This window comes from Psychrobacter sp. Marseille-P5312 (assembly GCF_900291405.1).
GTDB classification, from domain to species: domain Bacteria; phylum Pseudomonadota; class Gammaproteobacteria; order Pseudomonadales; family Moraxellaceae; genus Psychrobacter; species Psychrobacter celer.
The window spans coordinates 2,266,121-2,284,294 of sequence record NZ_OLML01000001.1 but is presented as its reverse complement, the minus strand read 5'-3'; the positions used below and the strand labels follow the sequence as shown (position 1 = coordinate 2,284,294).

The following is an 18,174-nucleotide window of genomic DNA, read 5'->3' as shown; positions in this document are numbered from 1 at the left end:
TGTCATCAAAACGACAATTAAGACGGTAGCAAAACATGCTTACTCTTTTGATAAGCAGATAAGCCATCAGTCCCTAATTCTCGGCCGATACCACTTTGCTTAAACCCGCCCCAGCCCGCTTCGGGCACAACGATTTGCTGCTCATTGACCCAAATATGACCGGCTCGAATGTGCCGTGCCATCTCTAACGCTGCATGCTCATCAGTGCTGACAATACTCGCAGCCAAGGCATATTTACTGTCATTGGCAAGCGCAATCGCCTGCGCGTTATCTGCAAAGGTCGCACTCACCAACACAGGCCCAAACACCTCCTCTGTCCACAAGCGACTGGTCGCTGGTACCTCGGTATAAATGGTCGGCGCAGCAAAATATCCTTGACGCGCTAAGAGGGTGCCTCCCGTTAGGCAGTGCAGGTTTTCTTCAGTTGCGATATCGATATATTTTTTGACCTGCGCCAGCTGCTGAGCACTGACCAATGGCCCCATTTGCGTGTCCGCCGCAAAACCATCACCTATTTTCAGACTTTCTGTTTTTGTTTTTAATACTGCAAATAACGACTCAGCAATGTCTTGGTGGACAAGCAGCCTTGAGGTTGCTGAACAAATCTGCCCAGCATTGGTAAAGATACCGCCTATGATCAAATCGCAGGCATAGTCGATATCAGCATCTGCACATACCACGATAGCGGACTTACCGCCCAGCTCTAGGCTGATGTCTTTGATACCTGCTGCAGCTTGGCGCATCACTTTTTCGCCGACGCTATTACTACCGGTAAAGGAGACTTTATCAATCAGCGGATGACTGGTCATCGCAGCGCCCACCTCTGCCGCGCCAGGGAGGATATTGACCACGCCTTTTGGCAGCTGTATAGCGGACAATATATTACCCAGCATCAGCTCTGGCAATAGTGTCATCTCTGACGGTTTGAGAATAACGGTACATCCTGCCGCCAGCGCGGGTGCCAGCTTCCAGGCGGTAGTCACCATCGGAAAATTCCAAGGCACAATAAGGGCGCAGATACCAACAGGCGCGTAAGTTTTCAATAAGCGGATGCCCGTCTCGTCGGTGCTGACCTTAGACCATGTTTCCTGCTCGATGATAAGATTGGCATAATAGCGATAACAGGCGATGGCATCTCCGACATCTATCGTTGCCTCTGCAATCGGCTTGCCGTTATTCAATACCGACAGTGCAACCAGCTTATCAAACTGCTGCTCCATCGTATCGGCAATCGCCTGTAAATAGCGCGCCCGAGTGCCCACGCTGGTTTGTGACCAAGACGGATAAGCGCGAGCGGCAGCCGTGACAGCCATCTCTACTTGTGCGCTATGACACAAACGGGTCGTTGCGATGACCTCGCCGGTATTTGGGTCATACAAAGCATGATCACTTACTGACTCAGAGGCTTCAACCATGACCCAATCACCATCGATATAGGCCGCGTTTAACCTTACTTCGTTTTTTATGCTTTGCTGAGCGGCGGCTCTTGTTAAAGATAAAGAATTGTTCGTTTCCATGATACTCAGTTACCTTATATTATTGATAAATCTATCTTTACACTAAATATTCGCTGCTTTTTTAATGCCAAATGATGGTTGCCATCACGACTAATACAGTAGATGCGCCACTGAGGTAATAACCACCAAGCTGATCAGCGTACGTAAGATAAAAATCATAAACAGCTCTAAGACGTTCAGCTTAATGTTTGATTTTAATATCAGCGCGCCCACCTCGGACATATAAACAATCTGGGTAATAGAAGCCGCCCCGACGATAAAGCGTGTCATCTCACTCTCGATGCTTTTGCCGACCAAGGCTGGCAAGTACATATCAGCAAAGCCCATAATCATCGCCGGCGCAGCTTTAGTCGCCTCTGGAATTTGCAACAATTCAAGCAACGGCACAAGCGGTGCAGACAGCCAATCAAACACAGGGGTGTACTCTGCTAAACCAAGCCCAATGGTACCGATAGCGAAAATTACCGGAATCAAACCAAAATATATATCAAACAAATTCTTTAGGCTATGCTTAAACACGCTACCCAAACTTGGCATAGAGTGCGCGCGCGTGACGGCACGATTGACCGCCCATTGGTAAGTAGAATACTGCGCAGGAATGCCTTCATCCAGCATGCTTTTGCCAGAATGATAAGTATCTGGTTTTAGCGATAATGGCGGTATGCGCGGCATAATGATAGCGGCGATAAACCCTGTCAAGGCGATGGTCAGATAAAAGAAGATAAAGTTATTATCGACGCCAATGGTTTTGGCAACGACGTAGGTAAAGGCAATGGATGTCACCGAAAAAGTGGTAGCGATAATCGCCGCTTCACGCTGGCTATAGTAGCTTTTATTGTACTCCTGCATAGTCACCAGCAAGCCAATAGAGGCCGCGCCAAACCAAGAAGACATGGCATCGACTGCAGAGCGCCCAGGCAATCTAAACAACTTCACAAACACCTTGCTGGCCAAGGTCCCCAAAAACTCCATCAGACCAAAGTCGGTGAGAAAAGGTAGAGATAAAATGGCAAAGAAGAATAAAGGAATCAAAATGGGAATTAAGTCTTCAAAAATCACCCCGCCAGTATTGCGATTGATAATAAACTCAGGACCGACTTGTAAATAAATCATCCAGGCAAACAGCGCCCCAAAAAACCGCGCGGCGAGCCAAAACCAATCGACATCAAAAAGCTTTGCCGTCATGGAGTCTGCATGAATCTCTGGTCTAACGAGCTTGACTGCCAGCGCCCCAACCAAAGACAAAGTCACGATGGCCAGTGCAGCATACACCACGTAGTCCCCAAGTGAGGCCTGCAGAGTATCTGTCAGCACGCCCAATAAAATGGTGACCTTACCCTCCCATTTAAACGGGATGATAAACAGCGCCAAACCCAGCGCAGAAAACAGTAAGAACTTCCACATTGAGGCGCGCCACCGCTCCCCTTGTGGAGTGGTAGGTTCGACAGCATCATTACCCAATAGCGGCTGCTGCGACTTATCGATATAGTTCGTCATTTAATTCCTCCTTGATAGGCGACGACGCCAGCTTTCCTTTCTGCTGCCTGCCCGATCCCTCATTTCAGCGAAAAAACAGCTTGATACGGTTTTGTTGGTTATTTTTAATCCATGCAAATGATTAACCAAAAAATGATTAGCCAAAATAGGTAAAGTCTTGACTCATTTTTGACAAAAACGCATCGCTTTCATCCACCTCATAAACCATTGGATGCTTGCCACTTATGTCTGTTTGCAAAGCCTCTAATAACTGCTGCTTATCAGTAATTCGGCGGTAGCCCGCGCCAAACCCTGTGGCCAATGGCTCAAAATTAGGTGTTTTGATATTGACGCCAATCAGTGGCAGCCCGCCTTCCTCCATATAGCGGCGAATCTCACCATATCCTTGATTGTTCCAAAGTAGGACGATCAGTGGCAGCTCAAGCTCGGCGGCGCAGATGAGCTCGGCAATGGTAAACTGAATGCCGCCATCGCCGATAAGGCTAATAACGGGCGCACTTGAGCCAATCATGGCGCCAATGGCGGCAGGTAAGCCATAACCCAAGGTGCCAAACCCCGTCGACGAGTTAAACCATCGACGCGTGGCTCGCGCCTCAAAGCCAAGGTTGCCGCTATAGACAGGCTGCGTCGAATCGCCAACGAAGATGACATCCTCCACCTCATCTCGAATCAGCTGAAGCAGGGCGTTTTGACCGGCAAAGTCAGGTGTCATCGCTTTGATCAACGCCTGCTTTGCTTCGGTTACGCGTGCGGCGGCTTGATGATTTAGATGATGATCCTCTAAACGTGTGCATAGGCCGCTAATGGCCATTTGCGCATCAGACAACACCGCGATATCCGCTCGAAATGGCCGCTGCAATTGCTGAGCGTCGCAGTCAATACGAATGAGTGTGCCATTGATTTGGAACTCGCCATTAAAGAACACATCATAATCGGTCTCACCAAGCTCGGTACCGATCGCCAATACCACATCGGCCTCGCTAATGACGGCGCGCCCCGCCTCTAACGACTGATTGCTCCCCAAACTCAGCGGATGACTAGGCGGCAACAAACCTTTGGCATTGATGGTCAAAAATGTCGGCGCATCGATACGCTCTGCCAGCTTTTGCGCGTCCTGATCGACATCGACGCAGCCGCCACCATAAAGCAACACTGGATTTTTTGCGCGGTTTAGCTGCTCAATGATCAAATCAAGCTGCGCAGGATTGGGCAGCGGTCTTGTGACCTGCGGTCGCGCCAAACTTGCTACACTATTATCATTGTTAGGCGGCTTGGCGACATGACTGGCATCAGCGGTAATCACATCGATAGGCAGCTGAATATGTACCGGTCCCGGACGCGCGCCATCAAACATGGCAAAGGCTTCGGCGATGACCTTAGGCAAGGATTCAGGTTGCCAGATGGTTTTGCTTGCAAGCGCAACCTTACTGACCATACCTTGCTGGTCGTGCAGCTCATGCAAGTGCCCTTCACCGCTACCCGTGTCTTTAACTTTATTGACACTAGAGATCACCAGCATCGGAATAGAATCTGCCAACGCTTGCGCCATTGCTGTCATGATATTGGTCATACCAGGGCCGGTGATGATAAAGCACACCCCGAGTTTGCCAGACGCGCGGTAATAGCCGTCCGCCATAAAGCCTGCACCTTGCTCGTGACGCGGGGTCACATGGCGAATATTGGTACTCGGCAGGCCACGATATAGCTCGACCGTGTGCACTCCGGGGATACCAAATACGGTCTCCACTCCATAATACGCCAGCCACTGCACGAGTAGCTCACCACAGGTCAGAGACGAGGTGTCTGGCGATAAAGAAGGCGTTTGCATTGATTGCGTCATGAGTCGATCATCCTAAAAATTTCAATAGTATTTACGGCCTAAATATTATTTGGCCTGCAGTAGCATCCTGCCCAACACAGGCCAATTAATATAACGCTTTGACCTTATCGTCATAGCGCACACCTGGCAAGATACAAAGCATCTCAAACAGCAAGTTTGCTGCGAGTACCGAGGTGTTACCAAACGGGTCATAGGGCGGTGACACTTCGACCAAATCGCCACCGACTACGTCAAGGCCGCGCATACCGCGAATAATCTCGATGCCTTGGGTGGAGGTTAAGCCGCCAATTTCAGCCGTGCCTGTGCCAGGTGCAAACGCAGGATCAATGCCATCGATATCAAAACTTAAGTAGACAGGGCCATCGCCGAGCTTTTCACGCACTTCTGCCATGAGCGGTGTCAGCGACTTGTACCAGCACTCCTCGGCTGGCACTACGCGAAAGCCTTGCTGAGTTGACCAATCAAACTCTTGAGCACTATAGCCGGTGCCGCGCAGGCCAATCTGTACCACGCGGTTGCCATCGATTAGATTTTCTTCGACAGCACGGCGAAACGGCGTGCCATGGGCGATTTTTTCGCCAAACATCTCGTCATTGATATCAGCATGAGCATCGATATGCACCATCCCGACAGGGCCGTGTTTTTTGGCAAGTGCACGTAGGATAGGCAGGGCAATGGTATGATCACCGCCCAGTGTTAATGGAATCGCGCCATGACTGACGATATTATCGGTGTAAAATTTTTCGATGATATCGACGCTTTTTTGCAGGTTAAAGGTATTGATAGGTACGTCGCCAATGTCAGCGACTTGCAAAGACTCAAAAGGCGCGGCGCGCGTGGCGACGTTATAAGGGCGAATCATACGCGATTCATCACGAATCTGTCTTGGGCCCAGTCTGGCACCGCTACGGTTTGATGCGCCGATGTCCAAAGGCACGCCTACAAAGGCTGCGTCCAAGCCTTTGGCGTCTGCTTGTGTCGGCAGGCGCATCATAGAGGCAAAACCGCCAAATCTTGGCATATCGTTGCCGCTTAATGGTTGATTAAATTTCATCACTCACATCCTTGTTTTGATTGGTGTCATAGACAGTTTGTCAGATGCTTTGACAATACCGAAATATCCGAACACAGACCATGGTAAAATTCAGAAGTAAACTTCTGGTTTTTCGTAGTAACTTCGATTTATTCGTTATTATTAGAAGATTTATCACAAGGATTTGATATGGGAGAGGCGTATATATGCTAGATGAGCTGATAAAAATAGACATCAAAACCTTGCGCAGCTTTATGGCCATTGTAGAGTGCCAAGGGGTAACCGCAGCGCAGTCGCGCTTAAATGTGACGCCTTCTGTCATTAGTGGTCACTTAACGCACTTAGAGGATCGTTTGGGGATGACGCTTTGTCATCGCGGGCGCGCAGGGTTTAAGCTGACCGAGGATGGCGCAGCCGTCTATGAGGCATGTTTGAGCTTCACCGAGGCGGTGGCCAGCTTTCAGCATCAGCTGCATTATATTCGCCAACTAGACTCCGTACGCGGCGGCCATATTCGCCTGTGCCTTATCGATCAGATGCCGACGTTTTTTTATGAAGCGTTACGTCAGTGTTTGGCGGCCAGCTATCGTCATAATCCATTGATACACTTTTCTATCGATGTGCAAAGCCCTGAGAGTATGCTAGATAAGCTGCTGAGTAATGAGAGTGATCTTGGCGTGGGGTATTTTGGCAGTTTTCCGCCTTTGCTGACCTTTCAGCCGGCCTTTATTGAGAAACAAGTGGTTTGCTGCGGGTGTGAGCATCAGCTGTTTTATGAGTCAGAAGGCCTGAGTTTTGAGGCGTTGGAACAAAACCATCCTTGGATAAAACGCGGTTATATTACCGACTTGAGTATCAATCATATCCGGCCAAAAACCTTAAGCGCCACCACTTACCATATGGAGGCGACCGCGCAGCTTATCTTAGCAGGTCATCACGTCGGCTATCTGCCCAATGATTTGGCCAAGCGCTATGAAGAGAAAGGAATGATGAAAATACTATTGCCCGAAGAAGCAAGCTACGAGGTCAAGCATCACTGGGCATATCGGCAAAACCTGCATAAGCATGTCGCGGATTTTTTGCAGCATATGATGAGTCTGCTATCACAGCCGGCAAACGACTAAAGCGCTTTTTCCGGCTCTTCATGTTTTAGGCCGATTGTTCTGAGCTTGCCTTTGTCATCAACCTCCTTGATCACCAATGACCACACATCATCGATCTCTACCGTATCCCCCGACACAGGCGCGGTCTCTAAGCTTTGTGCGACATACTCAGCGACGGTCTGCTCCCACTTGCTCTCAGTGTTTTTTGGGTTTTTATACTTGAGAGTGTCTGCCAGCGACTCTGAGGTCGCCATGTCGGTAAAAAAGGGCAAATCACCAAGCTTGACACTAGGTGATAGCAGCCAGTCACCATAAAAGTCATCGATGGCTTTACGGTCTAAAGTCGTGTCATGGAAAATCTTGGCGATTTTGCTGGCGTGGTTGCCGCGCATGGCATACCAGACGCTATCGCCATATCTGAGTTTGGTGTCCTCCTCGACCACGACGATTTGCTGACCACGCACCAAGGCAAACACACTGATCTCATCTGGGCTGATGCGGTTGGAGATACCGAGCGGATGGCGACCTATCGCAAACGCCCCTGCTTGCACCTCAAACTCATACAGGGTAATACTGGCCTTGTCTGACACCCAAACTTCATGCTCTTCTTTTGGGTCTTTATTGGTCGGAATACGCACCCGAAATGCATTGGCCATAAAAGGAATCGTCGTCCCTTGCAGGATCAATGACAGCACCACTACCCCAAAGGCAATGTCAAACAACATAAAGGCATCCTCTATGCCAGCCATCACAGGCAAAATAGCAAGGGTAATCGGAACTGCCCCGCGCAGGCCCACCCAAGAGATAAAACCAATCTCTCTGTCTTTAAACTTAAAGGGCTTGACGCTGGTATAGACCGCAATCGGACGTGCCACCAGTATCATAAAGGCTGCAATCGCCACCGAATAATGCCAGACGTTGATGACGTTTGATGGCGTCACCAACAGCCCCAGTACCACAAACAAAACCGCTTGCGACAACCAAGCAAAGCTATCCATCACGCGCATGACATGCTCAGTCGAGCGCACCTTATGGTTGCCGATCAGTACGCCCGTCAGATAGACCGCCAAAAAGCCACTACCGCCAAGCAAATTGGTCGCAGCAAAGACCGAAAGGCCCGCGGACAGTATCAAAATGGCATACATACCCTCGGCCAGATGCACTTTTGGCAACAGACGCGCTAGCAGGTAGCCAAATAACAGTCCCATGCCCAGACCCACGCCCAGCTGCTGCAACAGCAAACCCAAAAAACCAAGCACGGTCTGACCTGCCGGATCGACATTTAAAGCAATCAGCCCTGTCACCAATAAAATGGCCAGCGGATCGTTGGCACCCGACTCCAACTCTAGCGTGGCTTGTACGCGGTCGTTTAGCTTGACCCCGCCATTACGTAGTAGCGAAAATACTGCGGCGGCATCGGTTGAGCCAACGATAGCGGCCATCAGCAGCCCAAAACGCCAATCGACATCAAGCAGCCAAGTGACAAAGACCCCAAGCACCATCACCGTCGTCAGCACGCCCCATGTGGCCAACGTCACCGCCGGCTTGAGTCCGACGCGAAATGATTTAAAAGAGGTACGCAGACCACCATCGAGCAAGATACAAGCGAGCGCCGCCTGCCCGACAAAATTGGCAATACCATACTGAGAAAACTCAATGCCTAAGATACCTTGCTCGCCTGCCAGCATGCCAACTATCAAAAACAACAACAATAATGGCACACCCAAACGCGCGGATAACGTACTTGCCATGATACTGGCAAAAATCAACAATGCTCCTACGAGATATAGGATATTTAAGGTATCCATCTATTTTAAGCCCTATGGTTATCGGTGATGACAAATGTTGCGCGTGCGATAGCACTGACCTGACGAGATGGTGACGCGATCGATAATACTGCAAATAAAATGCTCAAAGCGCCTCTAAGAATAACATCTACGAGCGAGAGCAAAAATCCTATTTTAAAAAATACTTTTCATATCTATTTATTTTAGTCAGCCATACCTTCAATTCATCCATAAGCATTTTTAGCCAAATCATGATACGGCCTCTCTTATCCTCTGTTAACCGTCTAATTTATCATGAGAATACCCGCCTCGCTCACCATACCTGATAATAAATCTTAACTATCGACACGTATCGATAAGTGCACAAAAAACCCCACTTAGCACAGATGCCAAGTGAGGTCAGGTAGCGAGTAAATACAAGCGAGCAGATGACTGCTTCAGCTATCGTATAGCATTACCATGCCATCAGTCATTTTTTGGTTTTAGCGCCGCACTGATATCGGCCAATAGCGGCGGAATATCATGCTTATCAGCCATCACCTCTAGCATCACCAGCTTATCGGTGGTAGCAGCCGCTTGCTTGAGCGCGGCTTTTAGCTCACCTGCCGTGGTGACTTTGAGCAGTAAGCTGTTGTCTTCGGTAGCACCAAAGGCTTTTGGCATCATCTGCCAGTCACAACGAGGAATATCATTGTAGTGCTGGTTTTCGCCATGGATCGCACGTTCAACGGTATAGCCATCATTATTGATCAGCACAATCACAGGATTGATACGCTCTTGAATCATGACCGCGATTTCTTGTACCGTCAGTAAGGCTGAACCATCACCGATGAGCAGCACGCTACGCTTATTTGGCGAAGCAATGGCAGCGCCTAGGCTGGCCGGCAGCGTATAACCAATGGATCCCCACATCGGCTGGCCATAAGACGTCACTCCTTCTGGCAAGCGCACATCACTGATGCCAAAATACGAGGTGCCTTGATCCGAAAACACCAGATTATTATGATCTAAATGATCAGCGATGATATGCCACAGATCGTCTTGACGAATAGCCTCATCATCTTTGCCGTTTTGCTCATGCGGCGTCATCTCTTTACAAAATGGCTTGGGTACAACTTCGATACCAGAAGTCATCACTTCATGCAGCACTTGCAACGAGTCCTTTAGCGCAATCGGAGCAAAGTTTCGACCACTGATAGACGCCCGCTCATAGTGCAAGTCGACCACTGTTTTTTGATCGATATTTTGGCTAAATCCTGCCGTCGTCGTATCAGTATATTGCACGCCAATTTTAATCAAACACTCACAGTTTTCTACGGCGTCTTTTACCACAGGACGTGAGGCGACACCAGCATAAGTACCCGCCCAGCGCTCGCTGTTTTCATCAAGCAGTGTTTTACCCCATGACAGCGTAGTATAAGGAATCTCGGTCTCAGCGATTAACGCTTTTAGCTGGTTTTGTAACCCCAAACGATGCACCATCAAATCTGCCATCAGCGTGGTGGTCTTGTTGGGCAAAAACTCGGTGAGCGCTTGCTTGAAGTCTGCCAGCGCCGCTTGACTGGTGATATCTTCTTGACTGTCATCGAGCTTGGTCGTCGGTGGATAAATCGGCATTTTTGCCACATCTGGCGACAACAGAAGATAGCCTGGGCGGTGTTTTTTGAGGATCACGCGGATCACACGGTCGATCTCTGAGGCGGCGTTTTCTGGCGTAATCTGTGCCCGTGCGACGGTCACAGGCTCTACCATCTTGATAAAGTGATTGAATACCCCGTCTCCAAGCGTATGGTGAATACGGCGTTTGGCATCTTGCAGCGCTGTGCTCGGCGCACCGACGACGTGCAGCACTGGCGCGTACTCAGCAAAAGAGCCTGCGGTCGCGTTAATCGCTGACAGCTCGCCTACGCCAAAAGTCGTCACCATGGCCGCAAAACCACGCTCACGTGCGTAGCCATCAGCGGCATAACCTGCGTTTAGCTCATTGGTATTGCCCACCCAGCGCAGCTTGTCAGAGGCGATGATATTGTCTAAAAACGTGAGGTTAAAATCCCCTGGTACACCGAATATATCACTTGCACCCGCCTCTGCGATGCGATCAAACAAATAATCTGCGATGGTATATTGTTGACTCATTTCCTTATCCTTATGACCTGTCATTATAAGTATGTATGATTGGTAGGTATCTATGATGAAAACCATCATAAAAACAAACTATAAAATGTATCCCAGCTTATTTTTCAATGCAAAGCTTTTGGAATGCATATTATAAGAAACCGTTATAACATACATTTATGAGCAGATGACATACCTGTCTTGCTAACTTTTACTTTTTTTCGTCAAGGGTGTTGACACCTCAAAAAAACTGCGTATAATACGCCTTCATCATCTGATGATAGTTAATCAAACGATGAATCAGCGGGATTAGCTCAGTGGTAGAGCACAACCTTGCCAAGGTTGGGGTCGAGAGTTCGAATCTCTTATCCCGCTCCAAATATTTAAAAAGCCTCACTTAATAGTGAGGCTTTTTTTTGTCCGATTTTTAAGGGCTGTAGCGTTTTTCAGCATGAGCTATTCAGTCTAATTGCTAAGTTTATCTAACATATTAAAAGCTCAAAAATCAGCACCGTGACCAAAACGTGACCATTTCGTGCCCACGCTATAAACACTGATTTCGTAATTGAACCCAACTTATTATTCTTATCTTTATAAAAAGCGATGCTAAGAAATATTTTCTTAACATCGCTTTTCCTTTTTTACTGCTTTTGTATGTTGAGCTCATAGCGTGACCAAAACGTGACCAAATCATGAAAAAGTAAGTTTTAAAAATAACCCCAACCTTAATTGTAGGCCTTGGAACGTCATATATATAAGGCTCTACCAATTATTCATCTGAGAATTTCTTTCAACTTTGTAGATCCTCAAGACTCTTCATTATCTTTATTATTTGGCTTATAAATAAATAAGTCACCCACCTGCACATCTAAAAACTCACATAACTGGTCGATGGTATTGAAGTCAATTCTTGATGACTCTTCATTGTATAACTTATGAAGGGTTGATTTACTCATACCTGTTGCTCTTACAACATCTGCTACACGCAACTTTTTCTCTGCCAAAATTACAGGAAGTTTAGACACAATCATAATTAATACCTCTTTTCGGGTAAAAATGCTTTACATTGAGGTAAAAAGATAATATAGTACACAAATCGGTTACTAATTACCTCTAAGCAGGTAAATAACAGCTGATACTTCAAAGGTGCATTTTTAAGGCTGATAAAATAATTTCTATTCTATCACTTAATGCAATGACTTAATAACTGAAAAGAGGTAAACACTATGAGCAATACTTATTTAACAACTGATGAGTTAGCCGAACGCATCAAGTACGACGCACGTACTATCCGCAATCAAATGAAAGACACCGTTTTGATTGAAAACATCCATTACATTCGTCCTTTCGGCGGTCGCAAGATTTTGTACGTATGGGAGCGTATCGAAGAGGATATGTGTAAGCCAGTTATGAGCGCCATCAACGGTATGGCACTTCAGTAATAAAAGGAGAATTACTATGGCTACTATGCGAGGACGGTTTGGCAAGCTGGTCGTAGACTTCCGCTACTTAGGTAAGCGCTGTCGAGAGAAAACCAGTTTAGAAGACAATCCAGCTAATCGTAAAAAATTAGCGCAAGTCTTGAAAAAAATGGAAGCTGAAATAACCCTAGGTATCTTTGATTACGCTACTTACTTCCCAAAGAGTGAACGAGCGCAGGAAATGAATGCACTGGCTGATAGAGCGGAAGCTTGTATCAGTCGCAACCCTACCTTTAGGCAGTTTTCAGAGATTTGGTATGAGGAGAAGAAGATTGAATGGCGGCCGAGCTATCGGCAAAAGACGCAGATTATCTTGGATAAGTACTTGTTACCTGAGTTTGGTGGTAAAGCAGTACATGCCATAAAAAAACCAGACTTGCTGACCTTCCGTAGCTCTCTCGCCAAAGTTCGTTACGGTAAAGATGGTCAGTCAAGCCTGTCAGTAGCACGGATCAACCAGATCATGATACTTCTTCGTATGATACTAGAAGAAGCGTCAGATCGCCATGAGTTTGAGATGCCTTATAAAAATATTAAGAATCTCAAGCAAGCTCGTCCGGATGTAAACCCGTTTACATTGAGTGAGGTATGGCTGATTTTAAAGCATGTCCGTGCAGATTATAAGCCCTACTACACCATTCGCTTCTTTACCGGGATGCGTACCAGTGAGATTGATGGGCTGAAATGGGACTGCATTAACTTTGATCGGCGTGAAATCAGTATCCGTGGTGCGTTAGTAAACGGTGAGATGGGCCCGACTAAGACGTTAGGCTCACAACGTGATATTGCGATGTCGCAGTTGGTCTATGACGCCCTATTGGAGCAGAAAGCACGTACCTATGGTAAGTCAGAGTTTGTATTCTGCAACTCACAAGGCAATCCGATGGAGTACCGTAATGTGAACCGGCGGGTATGGAAGCCTACGCTTGCCCTACTCGGTCTCAAACACCGGCGTGCTTATCAGACTCGGCATACGGCAGCGACGCTTTGGCTCGCTGCTGGTGAGAACCCTGAGTGGATAGCTCGGCAGATGGGTCATAGTAGTACGGAGATGCTGTTTCGGGTGTATAGCCGTTATGTGCCTGATATCACCCGTCAGGATGGCTCAGCGATGGATAACTTGCTCTTAGCGAGTAAGGAGAAGTTAACTAGTGCATCAAATAGCTCTGAGAATGAAGAAGTCGTTACCAGCACACAAGCAGACAAGGAGACGTCACAATGACAATTATCAATTATGAAGAGCTGTTTAGCGAGTTTAAACGGGATGGTGCAATCAGTACAGATGCAAACCTTATTGCTAATGCATTGATGCGTGAGTTGTATATTTCATCGGGTCATAACCTCGCACGCTTCTTGGGAGTGAAGCGCTGCTTTGATAATGATATGGCGATGCGTGTATGGGTACAGAAGCGCTTGGATGCGAATCTTGACTATGTGATTGAGGATATGCGTTGTCAGCTTCAGAGCGAGCTTTATGAGCTATTACCGCACTCTGACTATGTCGGCTACTAAGGAGAACATGATGAATGTAAAACTTCAGCCGAATATGACACAGAACGCACGAGATCTAAGAGTCTGTGAGGATTACTGGTCATATGATAACGAAAGTGATTATATCGTACATGTAGAAGCGGTCTGTGAAAAGTATGAGATTAGCACTCAAGTACTTTTCGAGACAATCGGTGAGTGTTTCGCTTATTTAGATGATGTACGATGCGAGTACTGTGGTTATGTGTGCCCTTTACAGATACCAGCAGATATTGCATATATGCGGGCAAAAGACAGTTGGTGCTGTGAGGTATGTGAGCATGCTGTATGGCGGGAACATAATCATAGATAAGTCGTTCAAATTTTAAAGCCAGGCAGCTTAGGTTGCCTGGCTTTTTTAACCTCAATACATACAAGGTTTCGACATTCGTTGGGATTAATTAACTTACATTACAAGTTATCTTTTTGCCTTTGCTATTGGTATCCCAGCCATATTTATTAATAAACTGACCCAATTTATTTTTTTCAGGAGTGACTATAGACATAGTGTAACCTTGGGTTTGAAATGTACTTGTTACCACATAGCTCTCAATCTGTGAGCTGGCTAAATATAAGTCATTTTTAGCAGGAGAGAGTGAGGCAATATTTTTTGGCATCAGATAAGCTTGTTGGAAGTCTACTGACGCTCCTGTTTCATAACTACGACCTTCACCGTCATCGCTAGTTTCGCTAACGGAAACGTTTTTAAAGTTGCAGTTACTTTTTAATGGAGTATTACCTTTTAGTTTATCCAGTCTAACGAATTTTGAGCTCTGGGTATTGCCCGCTCCCCATGTACGAGATTCTATTACGGCAACTTCTGGACGCTCTTTGCTACCGTAAAAAGTAATCGTAGTTTGTGGATTATCTTCACGAATAGTTTGCGTCATTGTATAACGATTTTTATTTTCGCTATCCCGTTCTAGTTTTCCCATATTTGGCAAATTAGCAAAGTTTTTCCACGTCCAAGTATTGTTACGCATTTTTTCGACGGTTGGTATCACTGGGCGTGTATCAAAAACTTCAGAAAAATTACTCGCAAAGCTTAACGTCGGTACCAAAAATAGTGATGCCAATAGGTATTTATTCATAATTATTTCTCAATTAGTATTGACCAGAGTCTTACTATAAATCATCATTCAAATAATATTCTTTATTTGAACGTCCCAGACTCTCTCATTTAAAACAGCTCTCTCAAAGACATTAAGAAAGGCTCATTTGGCGAACACTTTGCCTAATAAGCGCAGGTTATGCTGCGATTTTGCATATCAAACGTCATTACTACTGCACCCATTTCACTCCCAAATTGATAGCCACTAGCATCGCTTCTCTCGAGCTTATCGTAACTGCCATTTTGTGGCGGTTTAAACTGTGAGCGTAACGCGGTGAAGCTACTATCTTTAAAGTAGAGACGAACATGCCCCCACTCATAGCCTTGCAGTTGCTCAATCTTTTGTAATGAATAACCAAAAGCAGTGGCATTCACTAAATTATAAGTCATGGTCACATCTTCACCTTCACGATTTGGATCACCTTGTCTCTGTATAGATCCAATCGACGATCGATACTGATTTGGTATCTGCCCTAAATCAGGTATCTTACATCCAGCTTGCATTGAACGCAGATAGGGCGTCCAATCAGTGCTATGATTGGTTAATTGATCGGTAGAGCCTTTAGTAGTGTTAGTAGTATTGCTGGTGCCCATCAGAGCCGTTTGGATATCTTGTACCGTACTATTGAGCACGGTGTTTACCCCTTGGCCAAAGGTCTGGCTTTCAGCGCAGCCTGACAATAATGTCACAGCAGTGATAGTCGCGATAGCTAGTTTAAGATTAAGAGTCATTTTTCAATCCTTTGGTTTATTAATTATACTTTTAGAAGTTAGAGTACCGCTCATTTATAAGATCTCATTGCTTAAAGGTACAAGTAACTTCATCATCATTCGCATCTATGCTTCGTACTTCTAAGTTTAGATTCTCGTTTTCAGGTTTAAAAAACTCTTCTAAGCTTCTTGCTATACCAAGTTCTGCTCGCGCACTCGAAGTATTAAGCATAGTGACATCGTAAATATAAAAAGGTTGAAATCCTTTCTTTTGCCACTTATAGAACTTCTGACTAAAGATTGAATCAACATTACAATTAGAGGGAATAAGACTTAGGTCTTTTTGATTAAAAAGATCACTAGCATGATAAACTCCTTCAAGGTGTTCGCTTTCTAATGCACTTTGATCTGATGATATGACGATAATATTTGGCTGATTTTGACTACCATAAGCTGCCATCCAACCGGTATCACTTAAATCGGCACTAATAGAATAGTTTGAGGCTCCAGAATCGTCATTTTTGACTGGGATTTTTTCTTGCCATTTTTCCACTTCAGGTATTGCCGCTAGTTTATCCCACGTCCAATTCTCATTAGGCTTTAAGGCAATATAATCGGTTATGGCGATGAATTGCGGCGCTCCATTACTCTTCGCCTCTAAGGCTTCAGCCTCGTCAGTAAGTTGGTTATCAACATCACCTCTACCATCTGGACATTGTGTTTCCTTACCCTTTTTATCAATGCAGAAGGTTCGACCCTCTTTATCATTAACGACAGCAATACCGTTATTAAAATCTATTAGACCTTCACTATCATCCCAATAAACTTTAGTAAACTGCATTGGTATTACAAGCTTACCTGTCTTATCGATATAGCCGTATTTAAGGTTGTCACTGTTCTCTTCATAACTAAAGACAGCAGCCAAGCCATCTGAGAAATCACTGACCGTTTCATATGCTAAGTTTATCGGAATAATCGCTTTATTTTTTGTATCAACATAACCCCACTTACCGTCCTTCTTAACGGCGATGAGCGACTCACTTAAGTTGCCCATACTTTCATACATGAAAGGTATGACCACCTCATTCTGCTTATTAATTAGTCCATATTTACTTTCATAATCTTCCGGATCTTTAGCTGGACGAGCAGCTGTGGCAAAGCCATCATGAAAATCAGCTAAAGCTTCATATTCAAATGGGATAACGGTTTTACCCTGTTTATCAATCGCACCATATAGACCTTCAGTACTCACGATAGCGACTCCGTCAGAGAAATTGCTTGCCCACTCGTACTTTGGTTCTATAACAACTTTGCCCTTGGTATCAATAAAGCCATATTGATCATTTTTACTAACAGCCGCTAAGCCTTCTGAAAAGTCATTAAACTCTAATAACTCTCCACCCTCTCCTGCTACTAGCGCATCAAACTCAAACGGAATAATTAATTGTCCGTCTTTATCGATATAGCCTACTCTATTGGTTTTATCATATTCATCGTTACTCTGCTTAATCACCCCTGCAAGACCGTCTCTTAAGCAACCGACTTTATCGTAGCCCTCTACATCAGGTATAACGCACTTTTCCTCTTTTTTATCACTTTCGACTTCAGCAGTATCGGCTGCCTTTTTTTCACTGACTGACGATGGCGTCACTTCAGTATTTTTTTTGTCACTACATCCTGATAAGGCAAGAAGGCTAAAAACTAAGGGTAGATAAATAGGTTTCAATGCAACGGTCCTTGTTAAGTAGGGATACTTGGAAATTTTAGGTTGATACCTAATAGTCATTTCTAAGATTATGATTGATAATTTTCGAGTTGTAAAAGTTATAAACTCCTAGAGTCCTATAACTATCACTTTTAGATTTAGCAGTATGCAAAGGCTGACTTGACGTACAGCCTCTGATCTATAAGATGTATATAAAAATAAACCTAATACTCTCTCACCAAGTCTTGCTCAGTCTTATCATATTTAAAACAAAAAGGCCCGTCTTGATAGCCGTAGGAATTTCTGTAAGCATCAATATCGCCCGAGAAACAAAAGCGGTTGGATTTAAGAGTAAAATCATAGTGCATAGTATCGCCTCTATTATTCACGGCTACCGCCTTGCCTCCACTACCGCTGGCAGCTGATAAGGCATAACCAAAAGGCATGACTTTCTTCTTAGCAGGGTCAATAACAACCAATCGATATGGTTTCTTGTTCACATAACCTGTGGCATTTGTTTCAAAGATATAAATAATCTTATTACCATCAAAGTTAGGCTTGCGCTCTTTTATCACCTTTGCGTAGCTTTTTAAGCGGCTATCAGTACAAAACTCTTCATCTTCATAATCAAAGTCACATTCAACCACTGTCACACCGTATTTCGTTTTAGGTGCTGCATTAGAAGTAGAAGATAGCCCCAAAATAACCAAAGATGCCGCGAACATTAGGCTCGTTTTTTTTAACATA

Annotated in this window: 15 protein-coding genes and 1 tRNA gene; 5 read left to right on the top strand and 11 right to left on the bottom strand. The window is 45.5% G+C overall.

The genetic code is table 11. The features are described 5' to 3' along the window. Positions 1 to 17: 17 nt before the first annotated feature. The 4 genes from C6W44_RS09855 to speB form a co-directional block, all read right to left on the bottom strand. Positions 18 to 1,517, bottom strand: a complete 1,500-nt coding sequence (locus C6W44_RS09855; RefSeq protein ID WP_105245260.1) for an aldehyde dehydrogenase family protein — start codon at positions 1,515 to 1,517, stop codon at positions 18 to 20. Between the two features lie 90 nt (positions 1,518 to 1,607). Continuing rightward, entirely contained in the window at positions 1,608 to 3,014 is a 1,407-nt protein-coding gene (locus tag C6W44_RS09850; RefSeq protein WP_105245258.1) for a YjiH family protein, read from the bottom strand. Between the two features lie 136 nt (positions 3,015 to 3,150). Then, positions 3,151 to 4,854 (bottom strand): 5-guanidino-2-oxopentanoate decarboxylase, encoded by a 1,704-nt coding sequence (locus C6W44_RS09845; protein WP_105245256.1) that lies wholly within the window; start codon positions 4,852 to 4,854, stop codon positions 3,151 to 3,153. Between the two features lie 85 nt (positions 4,855 to 4,939). Continuing rightward, on the bottom strand, positions 4,940 to 5,908 hold the full coding sequence (gene speB, locus C6W44_RS09840) for an agmatinase (RefSeq protein WP_105245253.1): 969 nt from the start codon (positions 5,906 to 5,908) through the stop codon (positions 4,940 to 4,942). Positions 5,909 to 6,093: 185 nt separating this feature from the next. Here speB and C6W44_RS09835 point away from each other — a divergent pair, with 185 nt between their 5' ends. Further along, on the top strand, positions 6,094 to 7,011 hold the full coding sequence (locus tag C6W44_RS09835; RefSeq protein ID WP_105245251.1) for a LysR family transcriptional regulator: 918 nt from the start codon (positions 6,094 to 6,096) through the stop codon (positions 7,009 to 7,011). Here the strand turns inward: C6W44_RS09835 and C6W44_RS09830 are convergent. Together C6W44_RS09830 and C6W44_RS09825 are read right to left on the bottom strand one after the other, a co-directional pair. Continuing rightward, positions 7,008 to 8,798, bottom strand: a complete 1,791-nt coding sequence (locus C6W44_RS09830) for a potassium/proton antiporter (RefSeq protein WP_105245249.1) — start codon at positions 8,796 to 8,798, stop codon at positions 7,008 to 7,010. The two genes, C6W44_RS09835 and C6W44_RS09830, sit on opposite strands and share 4 nt — an antisense overlap. Before the next feature lie 444 nt (positions 8,799 to 9,242). Beyond that, entirely contained in the window at positions 9,243 to 10,913 is a 1,671-nt protein-coding gene (locus C6W44_RS09825) for an alpha-keto acid decarboxylase family protein (RefSeq protein WP_105245247.1), read from the bottom strand. Positions 10,914 to 11,195: 282 nt separating this feature from the next. Here C6W44_RS09825 and C6W44_RS09820 point away from each other — a divergent pair. Continuing rightward, a tRNA-Gly gene (locus C6W44_RS09820) sits at positions 11,196 to 11,270 on the top strand. Between the two features lie 428 nt (positions 11,271 to 11,698). Here the strand turns inward: C6W44_RS09820 and C6W44_RS09815 are convergent. Further along, a complete protein-coding gene (locus C6W44_RS09815; RefSeq protein WP_105245245.1) occupies positions 11,699 to 11,923 on the bottom strand; it encodes a helix-turn-helix domain-containing protein in 225 nt (74 codons plus the stop codon). A gap of 195 nt (positions 11,924 to 12,118) precedes the next feature. Here C6W44_RS09815 and C6W44_RS09810 point away from each other — a divergent pair, with 195 nt between their 5' ends. Genes C6W44_RS09810 through C6W44_RS09800 form a run of 3 tightly spaced genes read left to right on the top strand, consistent with a single transcriptional unit; the run spans position 12,119 to position 13,885 of the window. Further along, positions 12,119 to 12,334, top strand: a complete 216-nt coding sequence (locus C6W44_RS09810; RefSeq protein ID WP_011513303.1) for a hypothetical protein — start codon at positions 12,119 to 12,121, stop codon at positions 12,332 to 12,334. 16 nt (positions 12,335 to 12,350) lie between these two features. Then, complete coding sequence (locus tag C6W44_RS09805) at positions 12,351 to 13,595, top strand: site-specific integrase (RefSeq protein WP_105245243.1); 1,245 nt, start codon at positions 12,351 to 12,353, stop codon at positions 13,593 to 13,595. Beyond that, positions 13,592 to 13,885 (top strand): hypothetical protein, encoded by a 294-nt coding sequence (locus C6W44_RS09800; protein WP_105245241.1) that lies wholly within the window; start codon positions 13,592 to 13,594, stop codon positions 13,883 to 13,885. The genes C6W44_RS09805 and C6W44_RS09800 overlap by 4 nt, the downstream gene beginning before the upstream one ends. Before the next feature lie 416 nt (positions 13,886 to 14,301). Here C6W44_RS09800 and C6W44_RS09790 read toward each other — a convergent pair whose 3' ends face one another. From C6W44_RS09790 to C6W44_RS09775, 4 genes are all read right to left on the bottom strand, one after another. Next, on the bottom strand, positions 14,302 to 14,991 hold the full coding sequence (locus C6W44_RS09790; protein WP_105245237.1) for a hypothetical protein: 690 nt from the start codon (positions 14,989 to 14,991) through the stop codon (positions 14,302 to 14,304). 143 nt (positions 14,992 to 15,134) lie between these two features. After that, positions 15,135 to 15,743 (bottom strand): hypothetical protein, encoded by a 609-nt coding sequence (locus C6W44_RS09785; RefSeq protein WP_105245235.1) that lies wholly within the window; start codon positions 15,741 to 15,743, stop codon positions 15,135 to 15,137. 64 nt (positions 15,744 to 15,807) lie between these two features. Then, on the bottom strand, positions 15,808 to 17,448 hold the full coding sequence (locus tag C6W44_RS09780; protein WP_158676712.1) for a WG repeat-containing protein: 1,641 nt from the start codon (positions 17,446 to 17,448) through the stop codon (positions 15,808 to 15,810). A 203-nt stretch (positions 17,449 to 17,651) separates the two neighbouring features. Further along, positions 17,652 to 18,173 carry a hypothetical protein gene (locus C6W44_RS09775; RefSeq protein ID WP_143507134.1) on the bottom strand — a complete coding sequence of 174 codons (522 nt, stop codon included), beginning with the start codon at positions 18,171 to 18,173 and terminating at the stop codon, positions 17,652 to 17,654. Position 18,174: the final 1 nt, after the last annotated feature.